Source organism: Streptomyces sp. CB01635 (genome assembly GCF_002803065.1).
Lineage (GTDB): Bacteria > Actinomycetota > Actinomycetes > Streptomycetales > Streptomycetaceae > Streptomyces.
Genome location: NZ_NNBL01000003.1, coordinates 371,358 through 397,103 on the forward strand (window position 1 = coordinate 371,358; position 25,746 = coordinate 397,103).

20 protein-coding genes, 1 tRNA gene and 1 pseudogene are annotated in these 25,746 nt (G+C 71.5%); 9 read left to right on the forward strand and 13 right to left on the reverse strand.

Annotated elements, in window-relative coordinates:
* Positions 1 to 59 precede the first annotated feature (59 nt).
* Complete coding sequence (locus tag CG723_RS09865) at positions 60 to 815, forward strand: sulfite exporter TauE/SafE family protein (protein ID WP_100592898.1); 756 nt, start codon at positions 60 to 62, stop codon at positions 813 to 815.
* 7 nt (positions 816 to 822) lie between these two features.
* Here CG723_RS09865 and CG723_RS09870 read toward each other — a convergent pair.
* Positions 823 to 1,183: pseudogene (locus CG723_RS09870) on the reverse strand (MFS transporter); the annotation flags it as partial.
* A 336-nt stretch (positions 1,184 to 1,519) separates the two neighbouring features.
* The gene (locus tag CG723_RS09875) at positions 1,520 to 2,026 is read right to left on the reverse strand and encodes a DUF309 domain-containing protein (RefSeq protein ID WP_100592899.1); all 507 of its coding nucleotides are present in this window, start codon (positions 2,024 to 2,026) and stop codon (positions 1,520 to 1,522) included.
* A 111-nt stretch (positions 2,027 to 2,137) separates the two neighbouring features.
* Between CG723_RS09875 and CG723_RS09880 the strand changes: the two genes are divergently transcribed.
* A tRNA-Pro gene (locus CG723_RS09880) sits at positions 2,138 to 2,211 on the forward strand.
* An 83-nt stretch (positions 2,212 to 2,294) separates the two neighbouring features.
* Here the strand turns inward: CG723_RS09880 and CG723_RS09885 are convergent.
* Entirely contained in the window at positions 2,295 to 3,692 is a 1,398-nt protein-coding gene (locus tag CG723_RS09885; RefSeq protein ID WP_442802553.1) for an amino acid permease, read from the reverse strand.
* 253 nt (positions 3,693 to 3,945) lie between these two features.
* Between CG723_RS09885 and CG723_RS09890 the strand changes: the two genes are divergently transcribed.
* The 5 genes from CG723_RS09890 to CG723_RS09910 all read left to right on the forward strand — a co-directional run bounded on the left by CG723_RS09890 (position 3,946) and on the right by CG723_RS09910 (position 11,961).
* Positions 3,946 to 5,418, forward strand: coding sequence for an FGGY family carbohydrate kinase (locus tag CG723_RS09890; protein ID WP_234374230.1), 1,473 nt, complete (start codon positions 3,946 to 3,948; stop codon positions 5,416 to 5,418).
* Positions 5,419 to 5,456: 38 nt separating this feature from the next.
* Positions 5,457 to 6,857 (forward strand): NAD(P)/FAD-dependent oxidoreductase, encoded by a 1,401-nt coding sequence (locus CG723_RS09895; protein ID WP_100592901.1) that lies wholly within the window; start codon positions 5,457 to 5,459, stop codon positions 6,855 to 6,857.
* Positions 6,854 to 8,113: an NAD(P)/FAD-dependent oxidoreductase gene (locus tag CG723_RS09900; RefSeq protein ID WP_100592902.1), complete on the forward strand. Its 1,260-nt coding sequence runs from the start codon at positions 6,854 to 6,856 to the stop codon at positions 8,111 to 8,113. The genes CG723_RS09895 and CG723_RS09900 overlap by 4 nt, the downstream gene beginning before the upstream one ends.
* 597 nt (positions 8,114 to 8,710) lie before the next feature.
* On the forward strand, positions 8,711 to 9,784 hold the full coding sequence (locus CG723_RS09905; protein WP_234374231.1) for a LamG domain-containing protein: 1,074 nt from the start codon (positions 8,711 to 8,713) through the stop codon (positions 9,782 to 9,784).
* Positions 9,785 to 9,837: 53 nt separating this feature from the next.
* Complete coding sequence (locus CG723_RS09910; RefSeq protein WP_100592904.1) at positions 9,838 to 11,961, forward strand: PQQ-dependent sugar dehydrogenase; 2,124 nt, start codon at positions 9,838 to 9,840, stop codon at positions 11,959 to 11,961.
* 78 nt (positions 11,962 to 12,039) lie between these two features.
* Here CG723_RS09910 and CG723_RS09915 read toward each other — a convergent pair whose 3' ends face one another.
* From CG723_RS09915 to CG723_RS09950, 8 genes are all read right to left on the reverse strand, one after another.
* Positions 12,040 to 13,113, reverse strand: a complete 1,074-nt coding sequence (locus CG723_RS09915) for a mechanosensitive ion channel family protein (RefSeq protein WP_100592905.1) — start codon at positions 13,111 to 13,113, stop codon at positions 12,040 to 12,042.
* Positions 13,114 to 13,338: 225 nt separating this feature from the next.
* A complete protein-coding gene (locus CG723_RS09920; protein WP_100593786.1) occupies positions 13,339 to 13,854 on the reverse strand; it encodes an NUDIX hydrolase in 516 nt (171 codons plus the stop codon).
* A gap of 29 nt (positions 13,855 to 13,883) precedes the next feature.
* Positions 13,884 to 14,894, reverse strand: coding sequence for a Gfo/Idh/MocA family protein (locus CG723_RS09925; RefSeq protein WP_100592906.1), 1,011 nt, complete (start codon positions 14,892 to 14,894; stop codon positions 13,884 to 13,886).
* A complete protein-coding gene (locus CG723_RS09930) occupies positions 14,891 to 15,907 on the reverse strand; it encodes a Gfo/Idh/MocA family protein (protein WP_100592907.1) in 1,017 nt (338 codons plus the stop codon). Before CG723_RS09930 ends, CG723_RS09925 begins: the two co-directional genes overlap by 4 nt.
* 41 nt (positions 15,908 to 15,948) lie before the next feature.
* A complete protein-coding gene (locus CG723_RS09935; RefSeq protein ID WP_100592908.1) occupies positions 15,949 to 16,782 on the reverse strand; it encodes a carbohydrate ABC transporter permease in 834 nt (277 codons plus the stop codon).
* Entirely contained in the window at positions 16,775 to 17,746 is a 972-nt protein-coding gene (locus tag CG723_RS09940; protein ID WP_234374232.1) for a carbohydrate ABC transporter permease, read from the reverse strand. Before CG723_RS09940 ends, CG723_RS09935 begins: the two co-directional genes overlap by 8 nt.
* The gene (locus CG723_RS09945; protein ID WP_100592910.1) at positions 17,743 to 19,014 is read right to left on the reverse strand and encodes an ABC transporter substrate-binding protein; all 1,272 of its coding nucleotides are present in this window, start codon (positions 19,012 to 19,014) and stop codon (positions 17,743 to 17,745) included. Before CG723_RS09945 ends, CG723_RS09940 begins: the two co-directional genes overlap by 4 nt.
* A gap of 37 nt (positions 19,015 to 19,051) precedes the next feature.
* Positions 19,052 to 20,203, reverse strand: coding sequence for an ROK family transcriptional regulator (locus CG723_RS09950; protein WP_100593787.1), 1,152 nt, complete (start codon positions 20,201 to 20,203; stop codon positions 19,052 to 19,054).
* A 235-nt stretch (positions 20,204 to 20,438) separates the two neighbouring features.
* Between CG723_RS09950 and CG723_RS09955 the strand changes: the two genes are divergently transcribed.
* Both CG723_RS09955 and CG723_RS09960 read left to right on the forward strand, forming a co-directional pair.
* Complete coding sequence (locus tag CG723_RS09955) at positions 20,439 to 21,698, forward strand: aspartate aminotransferase family protein (protein WP_100592911.1); 1,260 nt, start codon at positions 20,439 to 20,441, stop codon at positions 21,696 to 21,698.
* 20 nt (positions 21,699 to 21,718) lie between these two features.
* Positions 21,719 to 23,194 (forward strand): NAD-dependent succinate-semialdehyde dehydrogenase, encoded by a 1,476-nt coding sequence (locus CG723_RS09960; protein WP_100592912.1) that lies wholly within the window; start codon positions 21,719 to 21,721, stop codon positions 23,192 to 23,194.
* Between the two features lie 15 nt (positions 23,195 to 23,209).
* Here CG723_RS09960 and CG723_RS09965 read toward each other — a convergent pair whose 3' ends face one another.
* Complete coding sequence (locus CG723_RS09965; protein ID WP_100592913.1) at positions 23,210 to 24,463, reverse strand: hypothetical protein; 1,254 nt, start codon at positions 24,461 to 24,463, stop codon at positions 23,210 to 23,212.
* Complete coding sequence (locus tag CG723_RS09970) at positions 24,460 to 25,650, reverse strand: hypothetical protein (protein WP_100592914.1); 1,191 nt, start codon at positions 25,648 to 25,650, stop codon at positions 24,460 to 24,462. Before CG723_RS09970 ends, CG723_RS09965 begins: the two co-directional genes overlap by 4 nt.
* Positions 25,651 to 25,746 lie beyond the last annotated feature (96 nt).

The following is a 25,746-nucleotide window of genomic DNA, read 5'->3' on the forward strand; positions in this document are numbered from 1 at the left end:
CCAGCATGCGGCGCCCCCTGACGCCGACCGGATAGATGGGTCTAACATCTGTCCCCGGTATGTACTCCATAACCCTCTGGGAATTTGCCGCGCTCGCCGCCGCGGCCGTGCTCGTCGGATTCTCGAAAACGGCCGTCAGCGGCGCCAACACGGTCAGCCTCGCCATCTTCGCGGCGGTCCTGCCGGCCCGTGAGTCCACCGGCATCCTGCTGCCCGTCCTCATCGCCGGCGACATCCTCGCCGTACTGACCTACCGAAGACACGCCCACTGGCCCACCCTGTGGCGCCTCTTTCCGGCCGTGGCCGGCGGCGTCGTCCTCGGCACGCTCTTCATGGTGTGGGCCGACGACGCCATGGTGCGTACGTCGATCGGGGCGATCCTGCTCCTGATGGCCGCCGTCACGGTGTGGCGCAGACGCCGGGCGGACGCGCCGGAGGTCGAGGAGACCGCAAGCCGCGCCGGCCGCGCGAAGGCCCGCTCCTACGGCGTGCTCGGCGGCTTCACCACCATGGTCGCCAACGCCGGCGGGCCCGTCATGTCGATGTACCTGCTCTCGGCGGGCTTCCGGAAGCTCGGCTTCCTGGGCACCTCCGCGTGGTTCTTCCTCATCGTCAACTCGGCCAAGGTGCCCTTCAGCGTGGGCCTCGGCCTGATCAACGGGCGCTCCCTGCTCCTCGACGCGGCGCTCGTCCTGTTCGTCATACCCGGCGCCTTCATCGGCAAGGCCTGCGTGCACCGCATCAACCAGCGGCTGTTCGAGCGGCTTGTGATCGCGGCGACCGTGGTCGGCGGGGTGCAGCTCCTGCTGCGCTGAGCCACCGTCACGAAGCGGAGAGCACCTTGTCCCGGCCGCGGGACGGCAGGCCGTGCTCCAGATCCTCGGCGAGCAGCCGCTTCGCGATCGTGTCCACGGCGGCCCGCAGGTCCTTGCCCGGCGGCCTGCCGAGGTCTGCCTCCCACCTGGCGGCTCAGCCACGAGCCCCAGGCGTGACTGATCACATCCGCCTCGCGCTGCCCGGCATCCGTGTTCGAGAAGTAGTGGCCGGTGCGCGTCAGATAGCCCTCCTCGACCATGCGGTCGAAAACCGGCACAAGGACCTCGGGCGGCAGGCGGCGGCGGGCCGCGATCACGCCGAGGCTCGCGTGCCCCACCATCCGCGTGAAGAACTCCACCTGCATCACGGGGATCGTCACGAAGACGACGTTGCGGCGCCGCCGGTCCAGCACGGGTGGGTGCGCCAGGGCCTGCACGGTCTCCGTTGTGGTGGTCACCCGGCCAGCCTCACATTGCGCTCGCCTCTGCGCGGGTCCTGCGGAGCTTTACGGGTGACGGGCGCTGCGTCTGTGCTGGGCGGGGTTTTGCGGGGCTGCCGCCCCGCGCCCCGCTGTCCGGGGGTGCGAGGGTGGGGATTTCGCTGCGGATGTGTGGGGGTTGGGCGCGCAGTTCCCCGCGCCCCCTTGTGGGGGCCGGGGCAAGAGGGTTCGGGTGTGGCTCTCTGCGGGGGCCTGGGCGAGTAGTTATGGGTGTAGGCGGGGGGCGTTTGTTGCTGCGTCCAGCGTGGGGGGTTGGTTTTCCACCTTCTCGGCCAGCGTTGTTGCCCAGGTCTCCAGGGATGTCAGGTCGATTCCGTGCGGGGTGGGCCGGGCCGTCGCCTCGCGCCAGGTGGTGAGGCCCGTGGCGCCGCGGAGCAGGAGGCGGGCGCCGCCCGCCGTGTTGCCCCGGGCCGCGTGCGTCAGGCCTACCGCCAGCTGCGCCAGGGCGCGCCACAGGCCGCGCTCCTCCTCGGGGCCCGACTTCCACGCGTCCTCGAACACCTCGTGCGCGTGGAACGGCCGGCCCGCGTCGAGCAGCGCCTGCGCCTCCGCGACCGTTTCCTCGGGAGTGCGCACCACCCCCTCCGGCTGCCGCGCCACCCCCTCCGCGCCGTAGGGCAGCGGACGGCCGAGGCCATCGCGGGGGCGCGCGTTCCGGGCCCGCCCCTCCTCGTCACGGTCGCGGTTCGGGCCACTGCTCACGTCACTCATGCCTCGATTGTCCCGCGCCTGCGGCCCCTCGCACCGGCTACGGACCACCCCTGAGCTTGGGGTATTGTTCTTTCTGCGCCGCCAAGCGGAAAACCCGCCGGGCGACGCGACCGGGACGTGGCGCAGCTTGGTAGCGCACTTGACTGGGGGTCAAGGGGTCGCAGGTTCAAATCCTGTCGTCCCGACTTTTCGAAGTCGCAGATCAGGGGCCGTGTCAGAGACATCTGACACGGCCCCTCGGTCGTTCCGGAAACTCCCCGAACTCCTGTTATCCCGGGGCGTCTTCCTTCGGCGGAGGCGTCCCGTACTTGTTGCGCGCCGCGTACCACCACACCGTCGCCAGGATCAGCACCACGGCCAGGGCCGCCGACGCGTAGTTCATCGAGTCGACTGTCACCGGTGACGCCTGCGGCAGGCAGAACAGGATCGTCACGAAGGCCACCCACGTCACCGCGGTCCAGCCGACCGGCCTGCTCCAGCGGCCCAGGTTCCAGGGTCCTGGGGTGAAACGGCCGCCCGCTCGCAGGCGCAGGAGGATCGGGATCGCGTACGCGGGCGTGATTCCGATGACGTTGATGGCCGTGACCGCTCCGTATGCCGTCGTGGAGTACAGGGACGGCAGCGCGATCACGGCGGCCAGACCCACCGACAGCCATACTGCGGGAACGGGTGTGCGGGTGCGGGCGTTCACCTTGCGCCACAGCGCCGAGCCCGGCAGCGCGTTGTCCCGGCTGAACGCGAACACCATGCGGCTGGTCGCCGCCACCTCGGCGTTGCCGCAGAACAGCTGGGCCACGATCACGATCAGGAGCAGCGCCGTGGCGCCGGACGTGCCGAGGGCGTCGATCATGATCTGCGCGGGCGGCACCCCGGTGGCGCTGTCCTGCGCGCCCGCGTAGTCCTGGATCGCGAACGTCAGCCCCGCGAGCAGCACGAACCCGGCGATCCACGAGACCCACACGGCCCGTACGATGCCGCGCGCGGCGGACACGGAGGCGTTCGACGTCTCCTCCGAGAGATGCGCGGACGCGTCGTAGCCCGAAAACGTGTACTGCGCGAGGAGCAGACCGATCGCGGCCACGTACAACGGGTTGTGCCAGCCGGTGTCGTTGACGAACTCGGTGAAGACGAACGACGGCGACTGGTGATGGTCGGGCACGATCGCGAGGACGCCGACGATCACGGCCACGCCCGCCAGGTGCCACCACACGCTGATCGAGTTGAGCACGCTGACCAGGCGGACGTCGAAGAGGTTCAGGACGGCGTGCACGAAGAGGATGGCGAGGAAGATCAGGAAGGTCGATCCCGGTGTCGGGTCGAAGCCGAACTCGAGGTTGAGGAGCGCGCCGGTGAACAGGGCCGCGCCGTAGTCGATTCCGGCGATCGCGCCGAGCAGACCCAGGAGGTTGAGCCAGCCCGTGTACCAGCCCCAGCGGCGGCCGCCGAGCCGGTCGGCCATGTAGTAGAGGGCGCCGGACGTCGGGTACGCGCTGGTGACCTCGGCGAGCGCCAGGGCGACGAGGAGGACGAAGAGGCCGACACCCGCCCAGCCCCACATCATCACGGCCGGGCCGCCCGTGCCGAGGCCGAATCCGTAGAGCGTCATGCAGCCGGACAGGATGGAGATCACGGAGAAGCTGATGGCGAAGTTGCCGAAGCCGCCCATGCGGCGGGCCAGGACCGGCTGGTAGCCCAGCTCCCTGAGTCTGGCCTCCTCGTCCGCCGGCTGCCCGGCCGGCCCGGACTCGACGGGGCCTGACGAGGTGGTGCCTGTTTCCGGTGTGGACATGAGCTCCTCTTGTGGGGAGAGAGGCGTGAAGTCACAGACAACATACGGAGATTGACGGGTGATCAGTCTAGGGGTCGGAGCGAAGAGGGCGCCCTTGACGCTCCTGCGGAGGCTGTTGCAGGCTTCCGCGGTGATCACCAATGGCAGTGGGCCGCGCGAGGGGACCGTCCTCGCCATCGATCAGGGCACGTCGGGGACGAAGGCCCTCGTCGTCTGCCCGCGCCGCGGCGTGATCGGCTCGGGCAGCGCGCCCGTACGTCCGCGTTACTTCCCGGGCGGCGTCGTCGAGGTCGATCCGGCCGCGCTGCTTGCCTCCGTCGTCGACGCGGGGCGCCGCGCGCTGGCCGCCGCGGGCGAGCCCGTCGACGCGGTCGGCCTCGCCAACCAGGGCGAGACGGTCCTCGCCTGGGACCCCGCGTCCGGCACACCGCTGACGGACGCGATCGTCTGGCAGGACCGGCGGGCGGAAGCGCTGTGTGCGGAACTCGCCCCTCACGGCGATGAGTTGAGGGATCTTACGGGGCTGCCGCTCGACCCCTACTTCGCCGCCCCGAAGATGGCCTGGATCCGACGCCATCTCACCCGGGACGGCGTCGTCACCACCAGCGACGCCTGGCTCGTCCACCGGCTGACCGGCGCGTTCGTCACCGACGCCGCCACAGCGGGACGCACGCAGCTTCTCGACCTGGACACTGTCGCGTGGTCGCCCCGCGCCCTGGACATCTTCGGCCTCGGCGGCGAGCGGCTGCCGGACGTCGTCGACGCCGCGGGACCCGTCGGCACGACCAAGGCGTTCGGCCCCGAACTTCCCCTCACCGGGCTCCTCGTGGACCAGCAGGCCGCGCTGCTCGCCCAGGACGTGACCGAGCGGGGTACGGCCAAGTGCACTTATGGAACGGGGGCGTTCCTGCTCGCCCCGACCGGCGACCGCCCGCGCCGCGGCGGCTCGGGACTGGTCAGCTGTGTCGCCTGGCGACTGGACGGGCGGAGCAGTTACTGCCTCGACGGGCAGGTCTACACCGCCGCCTCCGCCGTCCGCTGGCTCACCGATCTCGGGGTGATCGCGGGGGCCGAGGACATCGACCCGGTCGGATCGGCCGTGCCCGACACGGGCGGTGTCACCTTCGTGCCCGCCCTCGCCGGTCTTGCGGCGCCCTGGTGGCGCGGCGACCTGCGGGGCTCTCTGACGGGCCTCGGTCTGGACACGACCTCCGGGCACCTGGTCCGTGCCCTGTGCGAGGGGATCGCCGCGCAGGTCGTCTCGCTCGCGGACGCCGTCGCCGCCGACCTGGGCGAGCCGCTGCGCACCCTGCGCGTCGACGGCGGCCTGACCCGGTCGGCCCTGCTGATGCAGACCCAGGCGGACCTTCTCCAACTGCCACTGGAAGTCGCCGAGTTGCCCGATGCGACCGCGCTCGGCGTGGGTGTCGTCGCGCGGCTCGGGCTCGATCCCGCGCTCACCGTGCGGGACGCGGTCCCGCGCGGGCGGCCCGCCGCCGTGTACGAGCCGCGCATCGACGCCGCGCACGCCGCCGAACGCCTCGACGGGTTCCGCTCGGCGGTGGCCGCGCTCCTCGACCGCACGCCGACGGGGTCCCCGTGACCGTCACAACGAAGGGGCCGCTGTCCCCCAAAGGGCAGATGTCGTCCCGGCCCTACGACGTGGCGGTCGTCGGCGCCGGCGTCGTCGGCACCGCCATCGCCCGTGAACTGGCCCGCCACCCACACCTGCGCCTTGTTCTCGTGGAGGCGTCCGGCGATGTCGGCGACGGCACCTCCAAAGCCAACACGGCGATCCTGCACACCGGTTTCGACGCCGTGCCCGGCTCCCTGGAGTCCCGCCTCGTCAGGGAGGGCCGGCGCCTCCTCTCCACCTACGCGGCCGAGTCCGGAATCCCCGTCGAGCCCGTCGGCGCCCTGCTCGTGGCCTGGGACGACGATCAACTGGCCGTACTGCCGGGCTTGTTGGAGAAGGCAGGGCGCAATGGATACGACGCAGCGCGGATCATCGGCGCCGACGAGACCATGGCCCGCGAACCGCAGCTCGGCCCCGGAGTCCTCGGCGCTCTCGACGTCCCGGGCGAGAGCATCATCTGCCCCTGGACCACCACGCTCGCGTACGCCACCCAAGCGGTGCGGTCCGGTGTCGACCTGCACCTCAACTCAATGGTGGAGACGGTCAGTTCGGACGGCGGTGATCATATTCTGTCCACCTCGCGCGGCGAGCTCCGGGCGCGGTTCCTCGTCAACGCCGCGGGGCTGAACGCCGACGTGCTCGACCGGCTCGTCCTCGGGAGTGGCGACTTCACCGTCACCCCGCGCCGCGGCCAGCTCATCGTCTTCGACAAACTCGCCCGCGACCTGGTCCGGCACATCCTGCTTCCGGTGCCGACCGCGCTGGGCAAGGGCGTCCTCGTGGCGCCGACCGTCCACGGCAACGTACTCCTCGGCCCGACCGCCGAGGACCTCGACGACAAGGCGGCCACCGGCACGACGGCGGACGGACTCGACGGGCTCCTCGTGAAGGGGCGCCGCATCCTGCCGGCCCTGGTCGACGAGGAGGTCACCGCCGCCTACGCGGGCCTGCGCGCCGCCACCGAACACGACGACTACCGCATCCGCTGCCACGAGAAGCGGCGCTACGTCACCGTGGGCGGCATCCGTTCGACCGGGCTCACCGCGTCGATGGCGATCGCGGCGCATGTCGCGGGCCTGATCGCCGAGGCGGACCCCGGCCTCGGCCTCAAGGAGCCGGTCGGCCTGACGCCCGTCCACATGCCCAACCTGGGCGAGGCATTCCCCCGCCCCTACCAGCGCGCCGACCTCATCGCGACCGACCCCGCGTACGGCACCATCGTGTGCCACTGCGAGCGCGTGACCCGGGGCGAGATCAGGGACGCCCTGATCAGCACGGTCCCGCCCGCGTCCCTGGAGGGCCTGCGCCGCAGGACCCGGGCGTGTGGCGGACGGTGTCAGGGGTTCTACTGCGGGGCGGCCGTGCGTGCACTTCATGAGGGGCGGGGCGAGTGGGGGCCGGTATGACGCGGCGGCAGCGGAGCGTCGACGTGGTCGTCGTCGGCGCGGGGCCTGCCGGGCTCGCCGTCGCCCGGAGTCTTGCCGAGGACGGCGTGGGGGTGGTCGAGATTCTGGAGCGGGAGGCGGTGGCGGGCGGCGTGCCGCGGCACTGCCACCACCGCGGTTTCGGTCGGTGGGGCGTGACCGGGCCGCAGTACGCGGCCAGGACCGTCGAGGCCGCGCTCGGCTCCGGCGCACGCGTGCGGACCGGCGTCACCGCCACCGGGTGGGCGGGGCCGCTCACCCTGGACACCACCGGCCCGCACGGGCTCGAACGCATCACCGCACGCGCCGTCGTCCTCGCCACCGGTGCGCGCGAACGCCCGCGCAGCGCACGCCTCGTACCCGGCACGCGGCCCGCCGGAGTGCTCACCACCGGCGAGCTCCAGCAGGCCGTCCACCTGCACGGACAGCCGGTCGGCAGCCGCGCGGTCGTCGTCGGCGCCGAACCGGTCAGTTACGCGGCTCTGGCCGCCCTGCGCCGCGCCGATGTCACCGTCGTCGCGCTCACCACCGAGGAGCCGCGCCACCAGCTGGGCCGGGCGCGGGCGGCGGCGGCCCGTATCGGTCATGGCGTCCCCGTACTCACCGGCGCGACCGTGGCCGAACTCCTGGGAAAGGGGCGGGTATCGGGGGTCCGGCTGCGGCATCGTGACGGCCGGCTGACAACCGTCGGCTGCGACACCGTGGTGTTCACCGGGGACTTCGTGCCGGACCACGAGCTGGCGCGGCGCGGGGGAGTGGCGCTCGACGCGGGGACGCGGGGGCCCGCTGTCGACGGCGCGTTCCGCACCGGCGTTCCGGGCGTCTTCGCCGTGGGGAACGTGCTGCACGCGGTGGAGCCGGCGCTGTGGACGGCCCGCGAGGGCGCTCTAGCGGCCGACGCCGTACGCGAGTTCCTGGAGGGTGCGGGCCCGGCGCCGGGCGGACCCGCGATCGAGGTCGCGGCGCCCCTGCGCTGGGTGGCGCCGAACCGGGTGGCCCCGCAGGTGCCGGTGGACGGTTTCGTCCTGCGGACAGCGGAGGTACTGGTGCGGCCCGTCCTGGTGGTCACTCAGGACGGCCGCAGACTGCACCGCCAGTACGTACCGCGCGGCGCGCTCCCCAATCGCACCCTGCACTTGGCGGGCGCATGGACGGGAAAGGTCGATGCCATGGGCGGACCGGTCCGGATCACGGTGGGCGGGCTCAGGGGGCATCGGTCCGGGGCGTCCTCGGCGTGATGTGCGTCGGTCCATGACGTACGGGGGCTTGGGTACTGGCTCGTGGCGGGCTCAGGGGGACATCGGGCCGGGGTGTCTCCGGCGTGATGTGCGTCGGTCCATGACGTACGGGGGCTGGGGTGCCGGCTCGGGCACCGGGGTGGCTTCGGATGTCGCGTCAGCGGGGTGACGGCTCGGGCGTCGGGGCCGCTTCGGGCGTCGCGTCGGCGGGGCGCGGATTTGGGTGTCGGGCCTGCTTCGGGCATCGCCCGGCTTGGGTGGCGGCTTGGGTGCAGGGGCCGCTTCGGAGCGTCGCGGCGGCGGGCTGAGGGCTTGGGCGTCGGGCTTGCTTCGGGTGCCGCCCCGCCAGGGTGCCGCGGCTCGGGTGTCGGCACGCCTCGACGCCGCGCGCTTGAGCGCCACGTCCCCGGTCACACCCGCCCCCGAAGCGCACTTGGCGAAGAACCCGCTCGGGCCGACCTTCGAAAAATGGCGCGGACACGCCCATTGTCAGGGTTGCGGTGAGGGAGTTACATGGTGCCCGCACGTGACGAAAGCGCTTTCTGTCGGTCGGGGGACCCCGGTCGGCAGCCCTCTTCGTTGCCGCTCGGAGGCCGTATGAGACTGCCCCGCACCAGACGCGCCGCCATGGCCCGAACCGCCGTCGGCGCCCCGCCCGAACCACGCGTCGGGCACACCCGATCCCCCCGTCGCACTCGACGTACCGCACTCGCCGCCGTCGCCCTCGCCTCGGTCGCTGTCCTCGCCGCCGCAGCGCTTCCCGCGCAGGCGAGCGGCCCCGCCGCCAAGGTCCCCGCGCAGGCCGACGGCCATGCAGAACATGGCTCGTTGCGTTCCCACGCGGTGGCCGCCTACGACTTCGGGCACCCTGATCCCGCCGATCCCTCGAAGGAGCGGGACATCGGACGCTCCCGCACCCCGCTCGCGCTCATCAACGGCGGCTCCGCGATGCGCGTCGCCGACGAGGCCTACCCGGGCAGCTCGCCCGCCCTCCAGGTTCGCCAGCAGAACCCGGCCACGGCCGGCAACGACGACTGGAAAGCGGGTACTTGGAACGAGGCCGGGGTCGGCTCCCTCGGCGCCTTCAACAGCGCCAAGGCCGCCACCGTCATGGGCTGGTTCAAGATGACGGGCGACAACCCCACCCTCAACTCCAACACCGCCAACCCCACCGACCGCTACGGAGCGATCGGACTCGCCGGGGTGCTGTCCGGCACCAGCGACGGGCACGCCGTGCGCGCGCTGCTCGAACTCATCCAGGTCAATGGCGAGTTGAAGCTCGTCGCGCTCGGCCGCCGCCTCGACAGCGGCGCCTCCCAGACCTTCGCCGCATCCGCCGACTGGCAGCAGCTCCTGCCTCGCGGCGAGTGGGTCCATCTGGCCGCCACCTTCGACTTCCGCGACGGCACGATGGCCCTGTACCGCGACGGCAAGCCTCTCGACGGCTTCTACGTCACGCCGGGCGACCCCTGGGAACTCACCACCACACCGGCGCCGCACCGCGCCTCGCCGACCGACCCGCGCGGCATCAAGATCGGCGGCAGCTTCCCGCAGAACACACGCGAGAACAACGCCTGCGACTGCCGTATGGACGATCTCCTCTTCCTGGACCGCCAAATGACGGCCGGTCAGGTGCGCGCCGAGTACCGGCGTATGACGCGGGGCCGCTGACACCGCGTACCCCAACTCCTTCCCAGCCGTACTCGCCATCCGAAGGGACCCGCATGGCAGCACGACGCAAGAATCCAAGACTCTGGGCGGCCTTCGCCGTCACCGCCACCTTGGCGCTCGGCGGGCTCGCCGCGCCCTCGCACGCCGACGAGCCCGCTCCCACCGCAGCGACCGCGAGCCTCACCGACCCGATCCCGGAGAAGCCCGCCCAGTCCAGGACCGGCCTGGTCCTCACGGAGTACGCCCAGTTCCCCACGTCGGAGCCGGTCCCGGCCCCCACGGACCCGCGTCTGATGCGCCACGCCAGGATCAACACCATCAACGAACTCCCCGACGGTTCGGGCCGGATGGCGACCCCGGACCTCAACGGGACGCTCTACCTCACCGACCCGGGCACCGCCGGCAAGGACTCCGGCGGCACCCCGCACCCGTACCTCGACGTGAAGGGCACCTTCCCGAACTTCTTCTCGGGCCGAGGCCTCGGCCAGGGCTTCGGATACGCCGCGTTCCACCCGCAGTTCGCGAAGAACGGCCGCTTCTACACCATCCACACCGAGCTCGCCTCGCAGGTCACCCAGGCTCCCGACTTCAAGCAGGCGGGCACCACCACGTACCACGGCGTCATCACCGAGTGGACTGCCGACGACCCGAAGGCCGCCGTCTTCCACGGCACCCACCGCGAGGTCCTGCGCATCGGCTTCACCGGCCAGGTGCACGGCATCCAGCAGATCGACTTCAACCCGACCGCGAGGCCCCACGACAAGGACTACGGGCTGCTCTACCTCGCCGTCGGCGACGGCGGCCAGGGCGTGGGCAACAGCGAACCGCAGAACATGGCGCTCCCGCACGGCAAGCTCCTGCGCATCGACCCGGCGGGCCGCAACAGCGCGAACGGCAAGTACGGCATCCCGGCCGCCAACCCGTTCGTGTCCACACCGGGCGCCCTCGGCGAGATCTACGCCGTCGGCATGCGGGACCCGCACCGCTTCAGCTGGGACACCGGCGGCAGCCACCGCATGTACCTCGGCCACATCGGTGAGCACGCCATCGAGTCGGTGTACGAGGTCAAGGCCGGCGACAACTTCGGCTGGAGCGAGCGCGAGGGCCCGTTCCTCTTCGACAAGAAGACCACCGACCCGTGCGCCCGCATCGCGCCGCTGCCCGCCGACGACGCCAAGTACGGCTACACGTACCCCGTCGCCGCGTACGACCACGACCCCGGAGCCGACTGGGACTGCCGCTCCGACGTGGGTCGCGCGATCGCCGGAGGCTTCGTGTACCGGGGCAAGGACGCGCCCGAGCTGCGCGGTACGTACATCTTCGGGGACCTCGTCGACGGGCGGATCCTGGCCGCCGACACGCACGACATGCGCCGAGGCGCCGGCCTCGCGCCGCTCAAGTCGCTGATGCTGTTCGACCAGGCCACCGGCAAGAAGGTCACCATGCGCGACCTTGCCGGGGACCAGCGCGTCGACCTGCGCTTCGGCACCGACCTCGCCGGTGACCTGTACATCGTCTCCAAGGCGAACGGCAAGGTCTGGAAGGTCACCGGCACCCGTACCTTCGCCGACTGCAAGGTGGGCCACACCCCCACCACGCACACCACCGGTGCGGACAACTGGGCGCCGGTCACCCCTGCCAAGTGGGAGTTCACCCGGCGCGAGACGGTCCTCACCGAGCCGGGCGTCTCCCGCCCCGGCCCGCGCCGCCCCTTCGAGTACGCCGTCCTCACCGCGGGCCCGCGCTACTCGAACGTGACGATCGAGGCCGAGGTACGCATCGACACCCCCGTCGACATCACCAACCGGGACGTCATCGTCGTCTGGGACTACGACTCGGACACCCAGTTCCAGTACGCGCACCTGTCCAGCGACAACAGCATCTACCCGCACAACGGCCTGTTCACCGTCGACAATGCGGACCGGCTCCGCATCGACGACCAGTGGAACGGAACCTACGGCGCGCCCCCGGCCATCAAGGACGCCGCCTGGCACAAGGTCCGTCTCACGCACTGCGCGGACACCGGCGAGACGGCCGTCTACATGGACGGCAGCCGCACGCCGCTGATCACGGGCACGGACCCGGTGTTCTCCTCGGGCCGCGTGGGCTTCGGCTCGTTCGACAACAACGGCCGGATCCGGAACCTGAAGGTCACGGGGACGGTGGCGCGCGACTGACCTCGAGGGGTCGGAAGCACGTGTGTGTGGGGGGCCGGTCCGCTGTCCGGACGGACCGGCCCCCTGGCTGTGCCGTCGTTACGGAATCGGCGGTGCGGCCTCGCGCTGGTGCGGGATGGCCACCGCTCCCTGCTGGAGGGCCACCGTCCGCGTGGGCGCCGGGATCCGGATGCCCTCGTCCCGGTACCGGGCGTGGAGGCGCTTGATGAACTCGTGCTTGATCCGGTACTGGTCGCTGAACTCGCCAACACCCAGGATGACCGTGAAACTGATCCGGGAGTCCCCGAACGTGTGGAAGCGGATGGCCGGTTCATGGTCGGGGACGGCGCCGGTGATGTCGACCATGACGCTCTCGACGACCTCGGCCGTGACCCGCTCGACATGCTCCAGGTCGCTGTCGTAGCCGACGCCGACCTGGACGAGCAGGGTCATCTCCTGTTCCGGACGGCTGTAGTTGGTCATGTTCGTGGAGGCCAGCTTGGCGTTCGGGATGATGACCAGGTTGTTGGAGAGCTGACGCACCACGGTGTTGCGCCAGTTGATGTCGACGACGTAACCCTCCTCGGCGCTGCTCAGCCGGATGTAGTCGCCGGGCTGCACGGTCTTGGAGGCCAGGATGTGCACGCCCGCGAAGAGGTTCGCGAGGGTGTCCTGGAGTGCGAGCGCCACCGCGAGACCGCCGACGCCCAGGGCTGTCAGGAGCGGGGCGATGGAGATGCCCAGGGTCTGCAGCACCACGAGGAAGCCCACCGCGAGCACCACGACCCGCGTGATGTTCACGAAGATGGTGGCCGACCCGGCGACCGCGGACCGCGACTGCGCCACCGACCGCACGAGTCCGGAGATCACCCGGCCCGCGGTGAACGTGGCGACGAGGATCAGCAGCGCCGTCAGCGTCACGGTGACGTTGTGCCGGGTCCGGGTGGTGAGCGGCAGCGCGGAGGCGGCCACAGCGGCACCGGCGGCGACCGCCGCCCACGGCACGAGGGAGCGCAGCGCGTCCACGATGACGTCGTCGCCGCCCCAGCGCGTCCGGTCGGCCCGCACGCCCAGCCAGCGCAGCATCATGCGCAGGAGCAGCCCGGCCGCGAGCCCCGCGGCGATCGCGATCCCGGCCACGATCAGATCGTCGGGCGTCATCGCGCGGTTCACCGGCGGCCTCCCGCGCCGTGACCGAGGTCGTCGTACGCCGCTGGGAGCGGCTGTATGTGATGAGTCGTCACCTTGCTACCTGCTTGTCCGTAAGTGGTGCTGCCGCGCCTGCACCGACGCGCCGGGACATCCTGCCGCACGCGTCGAGGTGCACGCGCGCGGGGGATGACGCTCACCTGCGGCAACGGGGCATACGCCCGGCCCAGGGCCACGGGCCGGCACTCGTCAGCGCGCCGCCCCCGGCCCGTTCTCGCGGCCCAGCGCGACGTACCGCGCGTGCGCCTCAAGGGAGTCCGACACGAACGGGTACTGGCGCATCGCGTTCGTCAGGCCGGCCTCGGTGAGCCAGTCGTGCCAGACGATCTCGGAGGGGAGCGGCGCGACCGGCCCGTCGACGGTGACCTCGTGCACCCCGAGCCAGTACGGGCCGATCTCCCCGCGGCACAGGTACTTGAAGACAAAGCGGACCGGCGCCGTGACCCCGAGTTCCTCCGACAGCTCGCGGGCCGCCGCGCTCTCGTACGACTCGCCCGCGTCGACACCCCCGCCGATCAGCCAGTTGTACCGCCCGGGGAACCGCGAGACGTGCGGCGCCCGGCGATGCACGAGGATCCGCCCCGCCGGGTCGCGGCACACGACCGTCGCCACCCGGTGCAGCCACCCCTCGCGGATGGCTGCACCCCGGTCCACCGTGCCGAGTACGCGGTCCTGTTCGTCCACGCGGTCCACCAGTTCGCTCATGCGGCCACGATGGCAGACGCGGCCGGACGTCACCGCACCGGCACTGCCCTCCCCTCGGCCGCGGACCGGTACGCCGCGGTGACGATCCGCAGGGAACGCAGCCCGGATTCGCCGTCGGTCACGCTCGTCCCGCCGTCGCTCCCGTACAGGAACGAGTGGAGCATCAGGGCGTCCAGGTTGACGCCGTAGGGCAGTTCGAAGGGCGCGCGGGACGACTCGCTGAAGCCGTGGACCTTCTGGTCGAAGGCGTCCATCTCCAGGGTCGCCCGGTCACCGATGACCTGCATCTGCAACCCGCCCCAGGCCGGGTGGTGTTGGGGCTGGCTCCAGCTGCAGTCGATCGTCGCGACCGCGCCGTTCGCGTACTCGACGGTGATGAGCCCCGCAGTGTCCGCGTCCACCTGTCCCTCGTGGAGCACGTTGTTGACCTGTGCGTACACCGTGGTCGCCGGGGACGCCTCGAAGAGGTCGTCCAGGAGGTCCGCGATGTGCACGGTGTGGTCCATCAGGGCTCCGCCGCCCGCGAGTCGAGGGTCGGCGAACCAGCGGCGCCGGGCCGCCGGCAGATAGCCGTTGTTGGCGCCCGACACCGCGAGGACACCGCCCGCCGTCCCCGACCGCACGGCGGCGCGGACCGCCGTGTACGCCGGGCTGAAACGGACGGGGTGCGCCACCGCGAGCCGCACGCCTGCCGCGCGGCACGCCTCGACCATCGCCGCGCCGTCCTCCTCCGTCGTCGCGAGGGGCTTCTCGCACAGCACGTCCACGCCGTGCGCCGCCGCCAGCTCGACGAGGGGCCGGTGGCGGACGTTCTCCGAGCAGACGACGACCTTGTCGGGGCCCCAGGCGAACAGCTCCTCGTACGAGTTTGCGTAGGCCACCCCGAGCCGGTCGGCGAACTCCCGGCCACGGACCTCGCCGGGCGCGGCCAGATCCGTGTCCGGGTCGGCCGCGAGGACCTCGACACCTTCCATCCCATCGAGCAGGCGGGCGAACCCGCCCGCGTGGACATGCGCGAACGACAGCACTCCGACCTTCATCGGGCCGCCTCCTCGGAGATCTTGAGTTCCACGGGCTCGCCGGTACGGGCCGAGGCCGCCGCCGCTTCCGCGATCCGTACCGCCTCGACGCCGTCGAGGGCCGTCACGCGGGGAGCGGGCCCGCCCTCCACGGCACCGGCGAACTCGCGCAGCTCGGTGAGGTACGGGCTCTCCGTCATCGGGCTGCCGGGAATGCCCTCGCCGGGCGGGCGCGTGCCCTGGGCGAGGATGCGGAACCCGGGCAGCGCCGTCGAGTCGTGCTCCAGGATCCCGTCGGGCCCCGCGACGCGGAACGTCGTACGGAACTGGAGGTCCGGCAGGCCCCACACGCCGAGGACATGGCTGATCGCGCCCGACGCGTGGGTCAGCACCGCCGTGCCGACCGCGACGTCACCGGGCTTCGCGCCCGGCTCCTGGCGCCCGCGCAGCCGGGCGTGGACCCGTACGACGTCGCCGGCGAGCATGCGCGCGAAGTCGAGGTCGTGGATCATCTGGTCCATCAGGATGCCGCCGGACAGCGCCGGGTCGGAGAACCAGGGTGCCCACACCGGATAGGCACCCGAGCGGGTGAAGCGCAGTACGGCAGGGGTCCCGATGGCGCCGGCGGCGACGGACCCGGCCATCGCCGCGTACGCGGGAAAATAGCGGACCACGTGCGCCGGGAACAGCAGGACGCCCGCCGCCTCGGCCGCGCCCGCCATCTCGGCGGCTTCGGATGCGGTGAGCGCGAGGGGCTTCTCACAGATGACGTGCTTGCCTGCGGCGATCGCGTCGAGGGCGAGTTCGCGGTGCGTGAACGTGGGTGTACAGATGTCGACGACGGTGGAGCGGTCCAGGAGACCGGCCAGACTGTGCGTGGCGGTCACGCCGGACTCGGCGTATTTCGCGGCGAGCTTCTCCGCGTTCCCGTCCGTGGACAGGATGGTGACGCGTGCGCCGAGCTCGATCCACGCGGGCAGATGGGCCCGGGCGATGCCGCCCGCGCCGATCAGACCCACATCGAGGCGTGTCATGTTGGTCCCTTCTGGAGACGGGGTTCAGCCCTGCCTGCGACTCAGCCCTTCGTGCCGCTCTGGGCGATGCCCTGCACGAAGTGCCGCTGGAGGAAGAGGTAGAGGACGATCATGGGCAGGCTCGCGATGAGCGAACCCGCCATCATCACGGGGTAGTTGGTCTCGAACTGGCCCTCCAGGGACGTCAGGCCCGCGCTGATCGGCATCTTCGCCGGATCGGTGTTCACGACCAGCGGCCACAGGAGGTCGTTCCACGACCACATCGCCGTGATGACCGCGAGGGCGGCGAGCGCCGGGCGGATCAGCGGCAGCATGATCGACCAGAAGATCCGGAAGGGCCCGGCGCCGTCGATGCGGGCCGCCTCCTCCAGCTCTCTCGGCAGCGCCATGAAGAACTGCCGCAGGAGGAAGGTCCCGAAGGCGCTGAACATGCCGGGCAGGAACAGCGCCGGCGTCGTGTTGAGCAGGCCGAGCCGCTGGATGATGTCGTACTGCGGCAGGATCAGCAGCGACGACGGTACGAGCAGCACCGACAGGAACAGCGCGAAGAGGACGTTCTTGCCGCGGAACCGCATGCGGGCGAAGGCGTACGCGGCGAGCGAGCAGAAGACGAGCTGTCCCGCCGTACGGGCCACGGTGTTGACGACGCTGTTGCCGAGCATCTCGCCGTACGGCATGGCTGTGAAGACCTCTTTGAAGGAAGCCCAGTTGATGTGCTCGGGGAAGAAGGTCGTCGGGACGTGCACCGCCTCCGGCAGGGTCTTCAGCGCCGTGAGCAGCTGCCACAGGAACGGGAAGACCATCACCAGGGCGCCCAGCGACAGCAGTGCGTGCGTGGCGACGGAACCAGGGCGGACCCGGGAGCGCTCAGGCATAGTGCACCCACTTCTTCTGGAGCCGGAACTGGACGTAGGTCAGCGCCGCCGTGAGCAGCATCAGGACGAACGCGAGGGCGGCCGCCGCGCCCTGGTTGTTCTGCTGGAAGGCCCACTGGTAGAAGAGGCTCACCACGGACTGCGTGGAGCCGAGCGCCGGGTTCGTGGGGCTCATCATCACGTAGATGAGGTCGAAGAGCTGCAGTGAGTTGATCACGCAGATGACCGCGGCGAAGAAGATGCTGGGGCTCAGGAGCGGCAGCGTGATCCGGAAGAAGCGGCGCACCGGGCCCGCACCGTCCAGCTCCGCGGCCTCGTAGTAGTCCTGCGGGATGGCCTTGATCCCCGCGATGAAGATGATCAAGTAGTAGCCGACGCTCTGCCACACGAGGACGAGTCCGATGGCCCACAGTGCGGACGACGGGTCGGACGCCCAGAAGTGCCGGGAGACGCCGAACCACGACAACATCTCGTTCAGGAGGCCGAAGTTGCCGTTGTACAGCCAGTTCCAGACCAGGCCCACGGCCACGGGCAGCGTGACGAACGGGATGAAGTACAGGGCGCGGTAGACGCCGACACCCCGCAGGCCGCGCCGGTTGAGGAGGGCGGCGACGGTGATCGAGATCGGCAGCGTGACGAGGCCGATGACCCCGTACAGGAGCGTGTTGCCGAGCGCCCGCCACACCGTCACGTCGCGGACGACGCGCGCGTAATTGTCGCCGCCCAGCCAGGAGTTGCCACCGAAGGGCCCGAAGGACGTGAAGCTGTAGCCGAAGGTCTGGATCATCGGCCAGATGTAGAAGACCAGGAATCCGACGGCGATCGGCGCGATGAACGCGTATGCCGTCTTCTGCGTACGGGAGTTGGGGCCCCGCGCGGTGCCGTCGCGGCCCGCCTTTGTGCGCGGTTTCCTGATCCGGCCCTCCGCCTCGGCGGCGGCGGTCGACGGGAAAACGGCCATCATTTGTCCTCCTCGTCGAGCGCCCGGTCCATCTGCCGGCCGAGCGTCCGCGCAGCCGACTCGATGCTGCCCTTGCCGCTGAACGGTGCGCCGAGCAGCAGATATTCGAGGTCCTCCCATACGGCGGTGTTCCTGGAACTCGGGTACGGGACCGCGTAGTCGAGCATGTCGATGAAGACCTTGAGGTCGAACTCGGCCATCGACTTGAGCCAGGCGTCCTGTGTCCCCGTGTACGAGGAAATGGTGACGCCGCCCTTCGACTGGATCTCGGCCGCCTCGCGCCGCGCCAGGAAGTCCACGAACTGCCAAGCAGCCCGCTTCTTACGGGACTTGGCGCTCACCACGTTCGCGAGACCGTGGATGACGGTGGCCCGCTCCCGGCCCTTGGGGAGCACGGCGACACCGCCGTGGTCCTTGATCGCGGGCGTGGCGTGCATGAAGGACGCCATCGCCGACAGGTCGTAGTTCATGGCGACCTGCTCGGACAGGAACAGATTGCGGCCCTTCACGTCCGCCATCGCGCTCTGCGGCGGCGACCAGCCGCGGTCGACGAGATCGGTCCACAAGCGCAGCCCCTCGACGGAGCGCTCGTCGCCGAAGCCGGAGCGCCCCTCGCGCAGGACGTATCCGCCCGCGCCGAAGATCGACGGGTAGAAGTTCTTCTGCCGGTCCATCTCGGCGGCGATCCCGTAGACCCGCGTCCGCGGGTTCGTCAGCTCGCGTGCCGCGTCCCGCAGGTCGTCCCAGGTCCAGGAGGAGTCCGGGTAGCCGACACCGGCTTTGTCGAACAGCGCCTTGTTGTACCAGAGCCCGACCGTGTCGAAGTCCTTCGGAATCCCGTACTGCTTGCCGTCGTACGCGTACAGCTCGACGAGCGCCTCGGGGTGCCGGCCGAGCGGGGTTCGGTCGCGGGCCGCGTACGGGCCGAGCGGCTCCAGGACGCCGTTCGCCGCGTACAGCTGGATGTTCACGGCGTTCATCCAGAACACGTCGGGCGCGGTCCCGCCGCGCATCGACGTCCTGAGCGTCGTCCAGTACGAGGACCAGGGCGTGACCTGGATGTCCACGGAGACGTCGGGGTTCTTGGCCTCGAACGCCTTCACGATCTGCTGCATGCCCGCGAGCTGGGCCGGGTCCCAGATGCCGTACGAGATGGTGGTGCGGCCGCCGCCGCCCGACGAGGTGGAGCCGGAAGCCCCGCCGCCGCTGTCGCACGCGGTCACGAGGGGCGTGGCCGTGAGCGCACCGGCGAGAAGCGTTCTCCTGCGCATACGCGCCTCCGGAGGGTGAGGGGGGATGATGGCGAGGTCAGAGGGCGGGAGTGGGGCGCAACGGTCCTGTTCCGTAAGGGAGATGGGAGTCGAGAGCATCCAGCGCGCGGCGTACCGCACCGAGTGCCACGCCCTCACGCCCGAGCGCGCTGACCGCGATGCGCGGCACGTGCAGGGTCAGTGGCCGCAGATGCTCCGTGAGCAGGGGCCCGAGCGGCTCACCGACCGGGGCGAGCGCGCCGGAGAGGACGAGGAGCTCGGGGTCCAGAGCGAGGACGAGTGCGGCGATCCCCGGAGCGACCCCGGCGAGATAGCCGTCCAGCACGGCCCGCGCCCCGCCGTCCCCGGTCCGCACGGCCCGCGCGAGGGCGTCCGTCTCGGACTCGCCCGGGAGCCGCTCGCCGTCCCACGCCAACCACTTCTCCGCGGCGTCCAGGCCGAGTTGGGGCAGGATGCCCAGCTCGCCCGCGCCGCCCCGGCGCCCCCGGTGCAGCTTGCCGTTGATCATCAGGCCGCAGGAGATGCGCCGCCCGACCAGGACGCACGCCACGTCGTCCGCCAGCGTCGCCGCGCCCTGCCAGTGCTCGGCCAGCACCGCCAGATTCACGTCGTTCTCGACGAGGATCCGGCACGGGAAGTCGTCGGCGAGTCGGCGCGCGAGATCCAGGTCGGTCCACTCCGGGACGATCACCGACCGGATCCGGCCCGTGTCGTCGACCATGCCCGGCACGCCGATGCCGATGGCCCAGACGGCCTCGGCCCGCAGACCCTGCTCGACGAGGAAGCGCCGCAGCCGCCCGCGCAGCAGCTCGATGCGCTCCGTGCCGCTCAACTCCTCGGCGAGGTCCTCCCGTTCACACGCGACGACCTCGCCGTCGAGCCGGGCGAGCACCAGCACGATCTTGCGCAGTCCGATGTCGACGCCGACGACGTGCCCGGCCTCGGACCGGAAGCGCAGCCGGCGGGCCGGACGGCCGGGGGTGCGCCCGGCGGGCGGAGCATCGGTCTCGGCGATCCAGCCCTGCGAGACGAGCTCGTCGACCAGCGCCTCGACCGTCGGCCGCGACAGGCCGGTCGCCCCCGTCAGCTGGCTGACGGTCTGCGGACTCTCCCTGCGCAGCGCCCGCAGGACAACGCCCGTGTTGAGCCCGCGCAACGCCGCAAGGTCATGCCCCCGTGCCCCAGCCATGCCGAACCGCTCCCTCACATCGGGTTGCGCAGGACTGTTGCATAACCCGACTCCTTTGGGAACCCGGCCGGTTGAGCCGGTTACGCAGAACTCTTGCGAATGGGGCGAGCGGGCCTGCGGCGGGTGACGGAGTCGAGGGTCGTCGAGGCCACACGGGTGACCGGTGACCCCCAGGGGGCGGATCGTCACAGAGGGCCCATTGACGTCCTTTCGGCTCAGCGTTGAGGGTGGAGGCATGACGCGACTGTCCGAGCATCTGCGCCAGGCCACCCCCGTCGTCGCCGAACGCGGGGAAGGCGTCCATCTCTACGGCACCGACGGCCGCCGTTATCTGGACTTCACCGCCGGGATCGGCGTCACCAGCACCGGCCACTGCCATCCGCGCGTGGTCGCCGCCGCCCAGGAACAGGTGGCCACCCTCATCCACGGCCAGTACACGACCGTCCTGCACCAGCCCCTTGAGCGCCTCGTCGAGAAGCTGGGATCCGTGCTGCCCGAAGGCCTCGACAGCCTCTTCTTCGCCAACTCCGGCAGCGAGGCCGTCGAAGCGGCCATGCGGCTCGCCCGGCAGGCCACCGGCCGGCCCAACATCGTCGTCGCGCACGGCGGCTTCCACGGCCGCACCGTCGCCGCCGCCTCCCTCACCACGTCCGGCACGAAGATCCGTACCGGCTTCGGACCGCTGATGGCGGGCGTCGCCATCACGCCCTTCCCGAACGCCTACCACTACGGCTGGGACGAGGAGACCGCGACGCGGTTCGCGCTGCGCGAGTTCGACCACCTCCTCCAGACCGTCTCGGACCCGGACGACACCGCGGCGATCCTGGTCGAACCCGTCCTCGGCGAAGGCGGCTACGTGCCCGCCAACTCCGCCTTCCTGCAAGGGCTCCGGGAGCGCGCCGACCGCCACGGCATCCTGCTCATCCTCGACGAGGTGCAGACCGGCGTCGGCCGCACCGGACGCTTCTGGGGCCACGACCACTTCGGCGTACGCCCCGACATCCTCATCACCGCCAAGGGCCTCGCGAGCGGCTTCCCGCTCTCCGGGATCGCCGCCCCCGAGGCGCTGATGCACAAGGCGCGGCCCGGCTCGCAGGGCGGCACCTACGGCGGCAACGCCGTCGCCTGCGCCGCCGCGGTCGCCACCCTGGAGGTCGTCGAGGAGGAAGGCCTCGTCGCCAACGCGGCCGCCATGGGCGCCCGCCTGCGCTCCGGCCTGGAGGACATCGCCGCGAAGACCGAGGCGATCGGCGACGTACGGGGCCTCGGCCTGATGCTCGCCAGCGAGTTCACCACCCCCGACGGCGAACCCGACGCGGCCACGGCCGTACGCGCCCAGCAGGCCGCCGCCGACGAGGGGCTGCTGCTCCTGCTCTGCGGCCCCTGGGGCAACGTCGTGCGGATGATCCCCGCGCTCATCGTCGACGAGGGGCAGATCGACGACGGCCTGCGGGCCTGGGCCGCGGCCGTGGAGACCGCGACGGCAACCCGCTGACCAGCGACGGAGGAACAGGCATGACCACGACCCACCCCACGCCCCAAGTCGTCGAGGACGTCCCCAAGCAGCTCCTCATCGGCGGCCGTCTCCAGGACGCGGCCGGGGGCCGCACCTTCTCCGTCGACAACCCGGCCACCGGCCAGAGCCTGTGCGAGGTCGCCGATGCCGGGCCCGACGACGGCCGGCGCGCCGCCGAGGCCGCCACGGCCGCACAGGAGTCATGGGCCGCCACCGCGCCCCGGGCCCGCAGCGAGATCCTGCGCCGCGCCTACGAGATCATCATCGCCCGCACCGACGAACTCGCCCTCCTCATGACCCTGGAGATGGGCAAGCCCCTCGCCGAGGCGCGCGGCGAGGTCACGTACGCAGCCGAGTTCTTCCGCTGGTTCTCCGAGGAGGCCGTACGGATCGAGGGGGGATTCGCGCCCTCGCCCGACGGCCGCAGCCGCCACCTGATCATGCGCAGGCCCGTCGGCCCCTGTCTGCTCGTCACCCCCTGGAACTTCCCGCTCGCCATGGGCACCCGCAAGATCGGCCCGGCCGTCGCCGCGGGCTGCACCATGGTCCTCAAGCCCGCGCCGCAGACACCCCTGTGCACCCTGGCCCTGGCCGGGATCCTCACCGAGGCGGGCCTGCCCGACGGCGTCCTGAACGTCGTCACCACCACGGACGCCGGCGCCCTCGTCGAACCGCTGCTGCGCGGCGGACTCATCCGCAAGCTGTCCTTCACGGGGTCGACCCAGGTCGGCCGGATCCTCCTGGCCCAGTGCGCCGACACCGTCGTCCGCACCTCGATGGAACTCGGCGGGAACGCGCCGCTCATCGTCTTCGACGACGCGGACCTCGACACGGCCGTCGAGGGCGCCATGGTGGCGAAGATGCGCAACATGGGAGAGGCGTGCACGGCCGCGAACCGCATTTTCGTGCACAGCTCCGTCGCCGACGACTTCGCCTCCCGGCTGGCCGCCCGCATGAGCGCCCTCACCGTCGGCCCCGGCACCGAACCCGGGACGAACGTCGGGCCGCTCATCGACGCCGCGGGCCGCGACAAGGTCGACCGGCTCGTACGGGACGCGGTGGACCGCGGCGCGAAGGTCCTCACCGGAGGCGAACTCCCGCACGGAGAAGGCTACTTCTACCCGCCGACCGTCCTCGTGAGGGTGCCGCGCGACGCCGGTCTCACCGGGACCGAGATCTTCGGACCTGTCGCCGCCCTGTTCACGTTCGAGGACGAGGACGAGGTGGTGCGCGCCGCCAACGACACCGAATGGGGCCTCGTCAGCTACCTCTTCACCCGCGACCTCGACCGGGCGCTGCGCGTCGGGGAACGCCTGGAGACCGGCATGGTGGGCCTCAACACCGGCCTCGTCTCCAACCCGGCCGCACCCTTCGGTGGAGTCAAGCAGTCCGGCATCGGACGTGAGGGAGGCCGGGTCGGCATCGACGAGTTCCTGGAGTACAAGTACCTGGCGATCCCGGCGCCGGGGCAGTGACGGACCGGAGGGTCCTCAGAGGCGTTCCAGTGCGCGGAAAGCCGTCAGCTCCGCCAGCAACCCCCTTGCTGCGGGCGTGAGTTCACGGAGGGGCAGCGGTCGTCCGGAGTTGAGGACCCGCAGTACGGCGGACAGGTCGGCGGCCGGCAGCTCCGTGGCCGCCACGTGGCCGCATGCCGAGAACAGGCGCCGGCCGGCTGCCTCGGTCCACAACACATGCTCCGTGGCGCGCACGACGTCGTCGTCGCCGAACCTGCCGCGCGGCGCCGGCGGCGGTACGGGCCGGAAACCCCCGGCTGTCCAGTGCCGCAGGGACTGCCGGGCGATGCGCTCCTCCAGCGGCCCGCGCGCGCCCGCCGCACGGAAGTGCGCGAGCGCGCGCTCCAGGGGTGCGGGCAACTCCGCCCCGGCCTCGGCGTCGGGCACGAGCAGACCCTCCTCGCCGGGCGGAGCGGCGCCCGCGGGATCCGGGTCCGGCGTGAGGAGCGTCTCAGGCGTGACGTCGTGCAGCAGGTCGTAGAGCTCGGACGCCGCCTGCCGCCCCTCCCGTACGACGCTCACCCGCACGCCGGTCGACGCCCAGCCGGCGTAGGGCTCGGCGACGGGGGAGAGGTGCGACGGCCAGTACAGCAGGTCGCCCGGATCGGCCTCGACGGTGAACGACGCGCCCCGGTCCGCCGCACCGAACCGCATGCGCTGCCGCCCGCCCAGCACGAACAGGAACGTCGCGACACGCTGTCCGGGAAGCACCTCGGCGAGCGGCTGCTCGTACGTGCCGTGGACCAGCGTCGTGAAGGCGCTCGGCACGGGCTGTCCCACCCGCGCCCACAGCCCGGCGAAGAAGGCGCGCTCGCGCGCCCACAGCGGATGGTGGAACGCGTGAAACGCCTGAAGGGACAGGGAGTACGGCTCGCCGGAGAGCTGCCGGACGAGCCGCTGGTGGTAGCCCGGATACGAGCCGTCCCTCGGCTGCGGCAGGAAGTCGCCGGGGTCGGTCTGGGGCTCGCCGCCGACCGCGAACCCCGCGTACGGCGGCACGCCGAACGGCCCGCCGCGGTGCGCCGCGGCGACGGCGGTCTCGAACACCTCGTGGGCGTCGAAGGGGGCGGGGGCGACCGACTTGATGAGCACGGGTTGCCGGTCCCAGTACCGCTCGCCGAAGACCTGCCAGTCGAGCCGGGCGAGCCGGTCGAGCTGCCCCTGCTGCCCCTGCTCGACATGGGCGGCAGCGCCGCTTGCGGGCCCGCCGGCTCGGGGATCCTCCCTCATCCCGCCCCGTCTCCGTCCACCAGTTCGATGGCGCGAATGTGATGCAGGTCGGACAGGAGCGGGATCAGTTTCTCCGCGGGCATCCGCGACCAGCGCCCCAACTCTCTTATGGTGAAGGCTCTTTCGGACCACAACCGGTTCCTGACGCGTTCGGCTCCGGGCCCTTCGACCGCCAGGGTGTGTCCGTTCGCGGCCCACACGGCGCGTCCGGGTCCGTCCGGTGTCCGGAAGAGCTCGGCCGAGGCCCGTACGCGCAGGCCAGGAGTCAGGGGTACGGCAGGTCGTGGCAAAGGCGCCGGTTCGAGCCCCGCCGCCGATCTGCGGGCCGCCCACGCCACGCGTAACTCCCTGGCCGTTCCCGGGACGGCGGCGAGCCCGGCGAACAGCCGCGCGGCGGCGGCGACCGGTTCCGCCGCGCCGATCTCACCGTCGGGGTCCGTCGGGGGAGGGAACGGCAGGACGCCGGGGGCGCCCGCGTAGACACGGTCCTCCTGCATCCGGTCCGCGAGGAGTCCCCTTACGTGGGTGAGGGCGGCGGCGCGGCGCGCGGGGACGACGATCCGTAACGTGGTGCAGCGGTCGAGGTAGTGATCGAGGTGACGGCAGCCGGCGGGCCAGTACACCAAGTCACCCGTTCCAGCTGCGAGTTGGTACTCGGTGCCGGTGTGCTCGGGCCAGAGCCTGACCGTCATGGTCCCGGCGAGTACCCACGTGAGCGCGAACGAGCCGGGGCGCGGGGCGGGGGCGTCGGGGCCGGTGCAGCTATCTCCGAGGGCGAGTTCGGCCGTCACCGGCAGAGTGGGCCAGCCCACCGCCCGCCACAGCCCGGAGACGAGTTCGCGTACACGCGCCCAGAGCCCGAAGTCGCGCCACAGCGGCTGGTGCACACTCAACAGCCAGCCGGCTCCGCCGAGTTCACGAGCGAGCCGGTCCCGGTATGCGTCCGGGCCGGGGTCGTCCCGGCCGGGCAGCAGTGTGCCCGCGTCACGTAATCGGCCCTGCGACGCCGTGGCGAAGTGGACGCCGGCCGCGTCCTCGGCGGGCGGTGCGCAGGAGGCGGCGACGGCCCCGTACACCTGCTCCGGCCCGAGGCCCGTGGCGAACGGGACCGCGGCGGGCTCCCTGCCCCAGTGCGCTTCGGCGAACCGTTTCCACCTGGCGGAGAGATCGGGCTCTGTCGCATTCATGGCGTCGAGAATCTGTCAGAGCGCGATCGGGCGAGTCAACGGTTGACCCGGAATCGGCAGACATATGGCGCGGAAGTGGCGCTGCGTCACAGGGGT

Excerpts from the sequence above, each read along its gene's own strand:
- CG723_RS09865 (WP_100592898.1), top strand. The coding sequence starts at position 60 with ATGTACTCCATAACCCTCTGGGAATTTGCCGCGCTCGCCGCCGCGGCC.
- CG723_RS09875 (WP_100592899.1), bottom strand. The coding sequence starts at position 2,026 with ATGAGTGACGTGAGCAGTGGCCCGAACCGCGACCGTGACGAGGAGGGG.
- CG723_RS09885 (WP_442802553.1), bottom strand. The coding sequence starts at position 3,692 with ATGGGCGGCTTCGGCAACTTCGCCATCAGCTTCTCCGTGATCTCCATC.
- CG723_RS09895 (WP_100592901.1), top strand. The coding sequence starts at position 5,457 with ATGTCGTCCCGGCCCTACGACGTGGCGGTCGTCGGCGCCGGCGTCGTC.
- CG723_RS09900 (WP_100592902.1), top strand. The coding sequence starts at position 6,854 with ATGACGCGGCGGCAGCGGAGCGTCGACGTGGTCGTCGTCGGCGCGGGG.
- CG723_RS09905 (WP_234374231.1), top strand. The coding sequence starts at position 8,711 with ATGAGACTGCCCCGCACCAGACGCGCCGCCATGGCCCGAACCGCCGTC.
- CG723_RS09910 (WP_100592904.1), top strand. The coding sequence starts at position 9,838 with ATGGCAGCACGACGCAAGAATCCAAGACTCTGGGCGGCCTTCGCCGTC.
- CG723_RS09920 (WP_100593786.1), bottom strand. The coding sequence starts at position 13,854 with ATGAGCGAACTGGTGGACCGCGTGGACGAACAGGACCGCGTACTCGGC.
- CG723_RS09925 (WP_100592906.1), bottom strand. The coding sequence starts at position 14,894 with ATGAAGGTCGGAGTGCTGTCGTTCGCGCATGTCCACGCGGGCGGGTTC.
- CG723_RS09930 (WP_100592907.1), bottom strand. The coding sequence starts at position 15,907 with ATGACACGCCTCGATGTGGGTCTGATCGGCGCGGGCGGCATCGCCCGG.
- CG723_RS09935 (WP_100592908.1), bottom strand. The coding sequence starts at position 16,782 with ATGCCTGAGCGCTCCCGGGTCCGCCCTGGTTCCGTCGCCACGCACGCA.
- CG723_RS09940 (WP_234374232.1), bottom strand. The coding sequence starts at position 17,746 with ATGATGGCCGTTTTCCCGTCGACCGCCGCCGCCGAGGCGGAGGGCCGG.
- CG723_RS09945 (WP_100592910.1), bottom strand. The coding sequence starts at position 19,014 with ATGCGCAGGAGAACGCTTCTCGCCGGTGCGCTCACGGCCACGCCCCTC.
- CG723_RS09950 (WP_100593787.1), bottom strand. The coding sequence starts at position 20,203 with ATGGCTGGGGCACGGGGGCATGACCTTGCGGCGTTGCGCGGGCTCAAC.
- CG723_RS09955 (WP_100592911.1), top strand. The coding sequence starts at position 20,439 with ATGACGCGACTGTCCGAGCATCTGCGCCAGGCCACCCCCGTCGTCGCC.
- CG723_RS09960 (WP_100592912.1), top strand. The coding sequence starts at position 21,719 with ATGACCACGACCCACCCCACGCCCCAAGTCGTCGAGGACGTCCCCAAG.
- CG723_RS09965 (WP_100592913.1), bottom strand. The coding sequence starts at position 24,463 with ATGAGGGAGGATCCCCGAGCCGGCGGGCCCGCAAGCGGCGCTGCCGCC.
- CG723_RS09970 (WP_100592914.1), bottom strand. The coding sequence starts at position 25,650 with ATGAATGCGACAGAGCCCGATCTCTCCGCCAGGTGGAAACGGTTCGCC.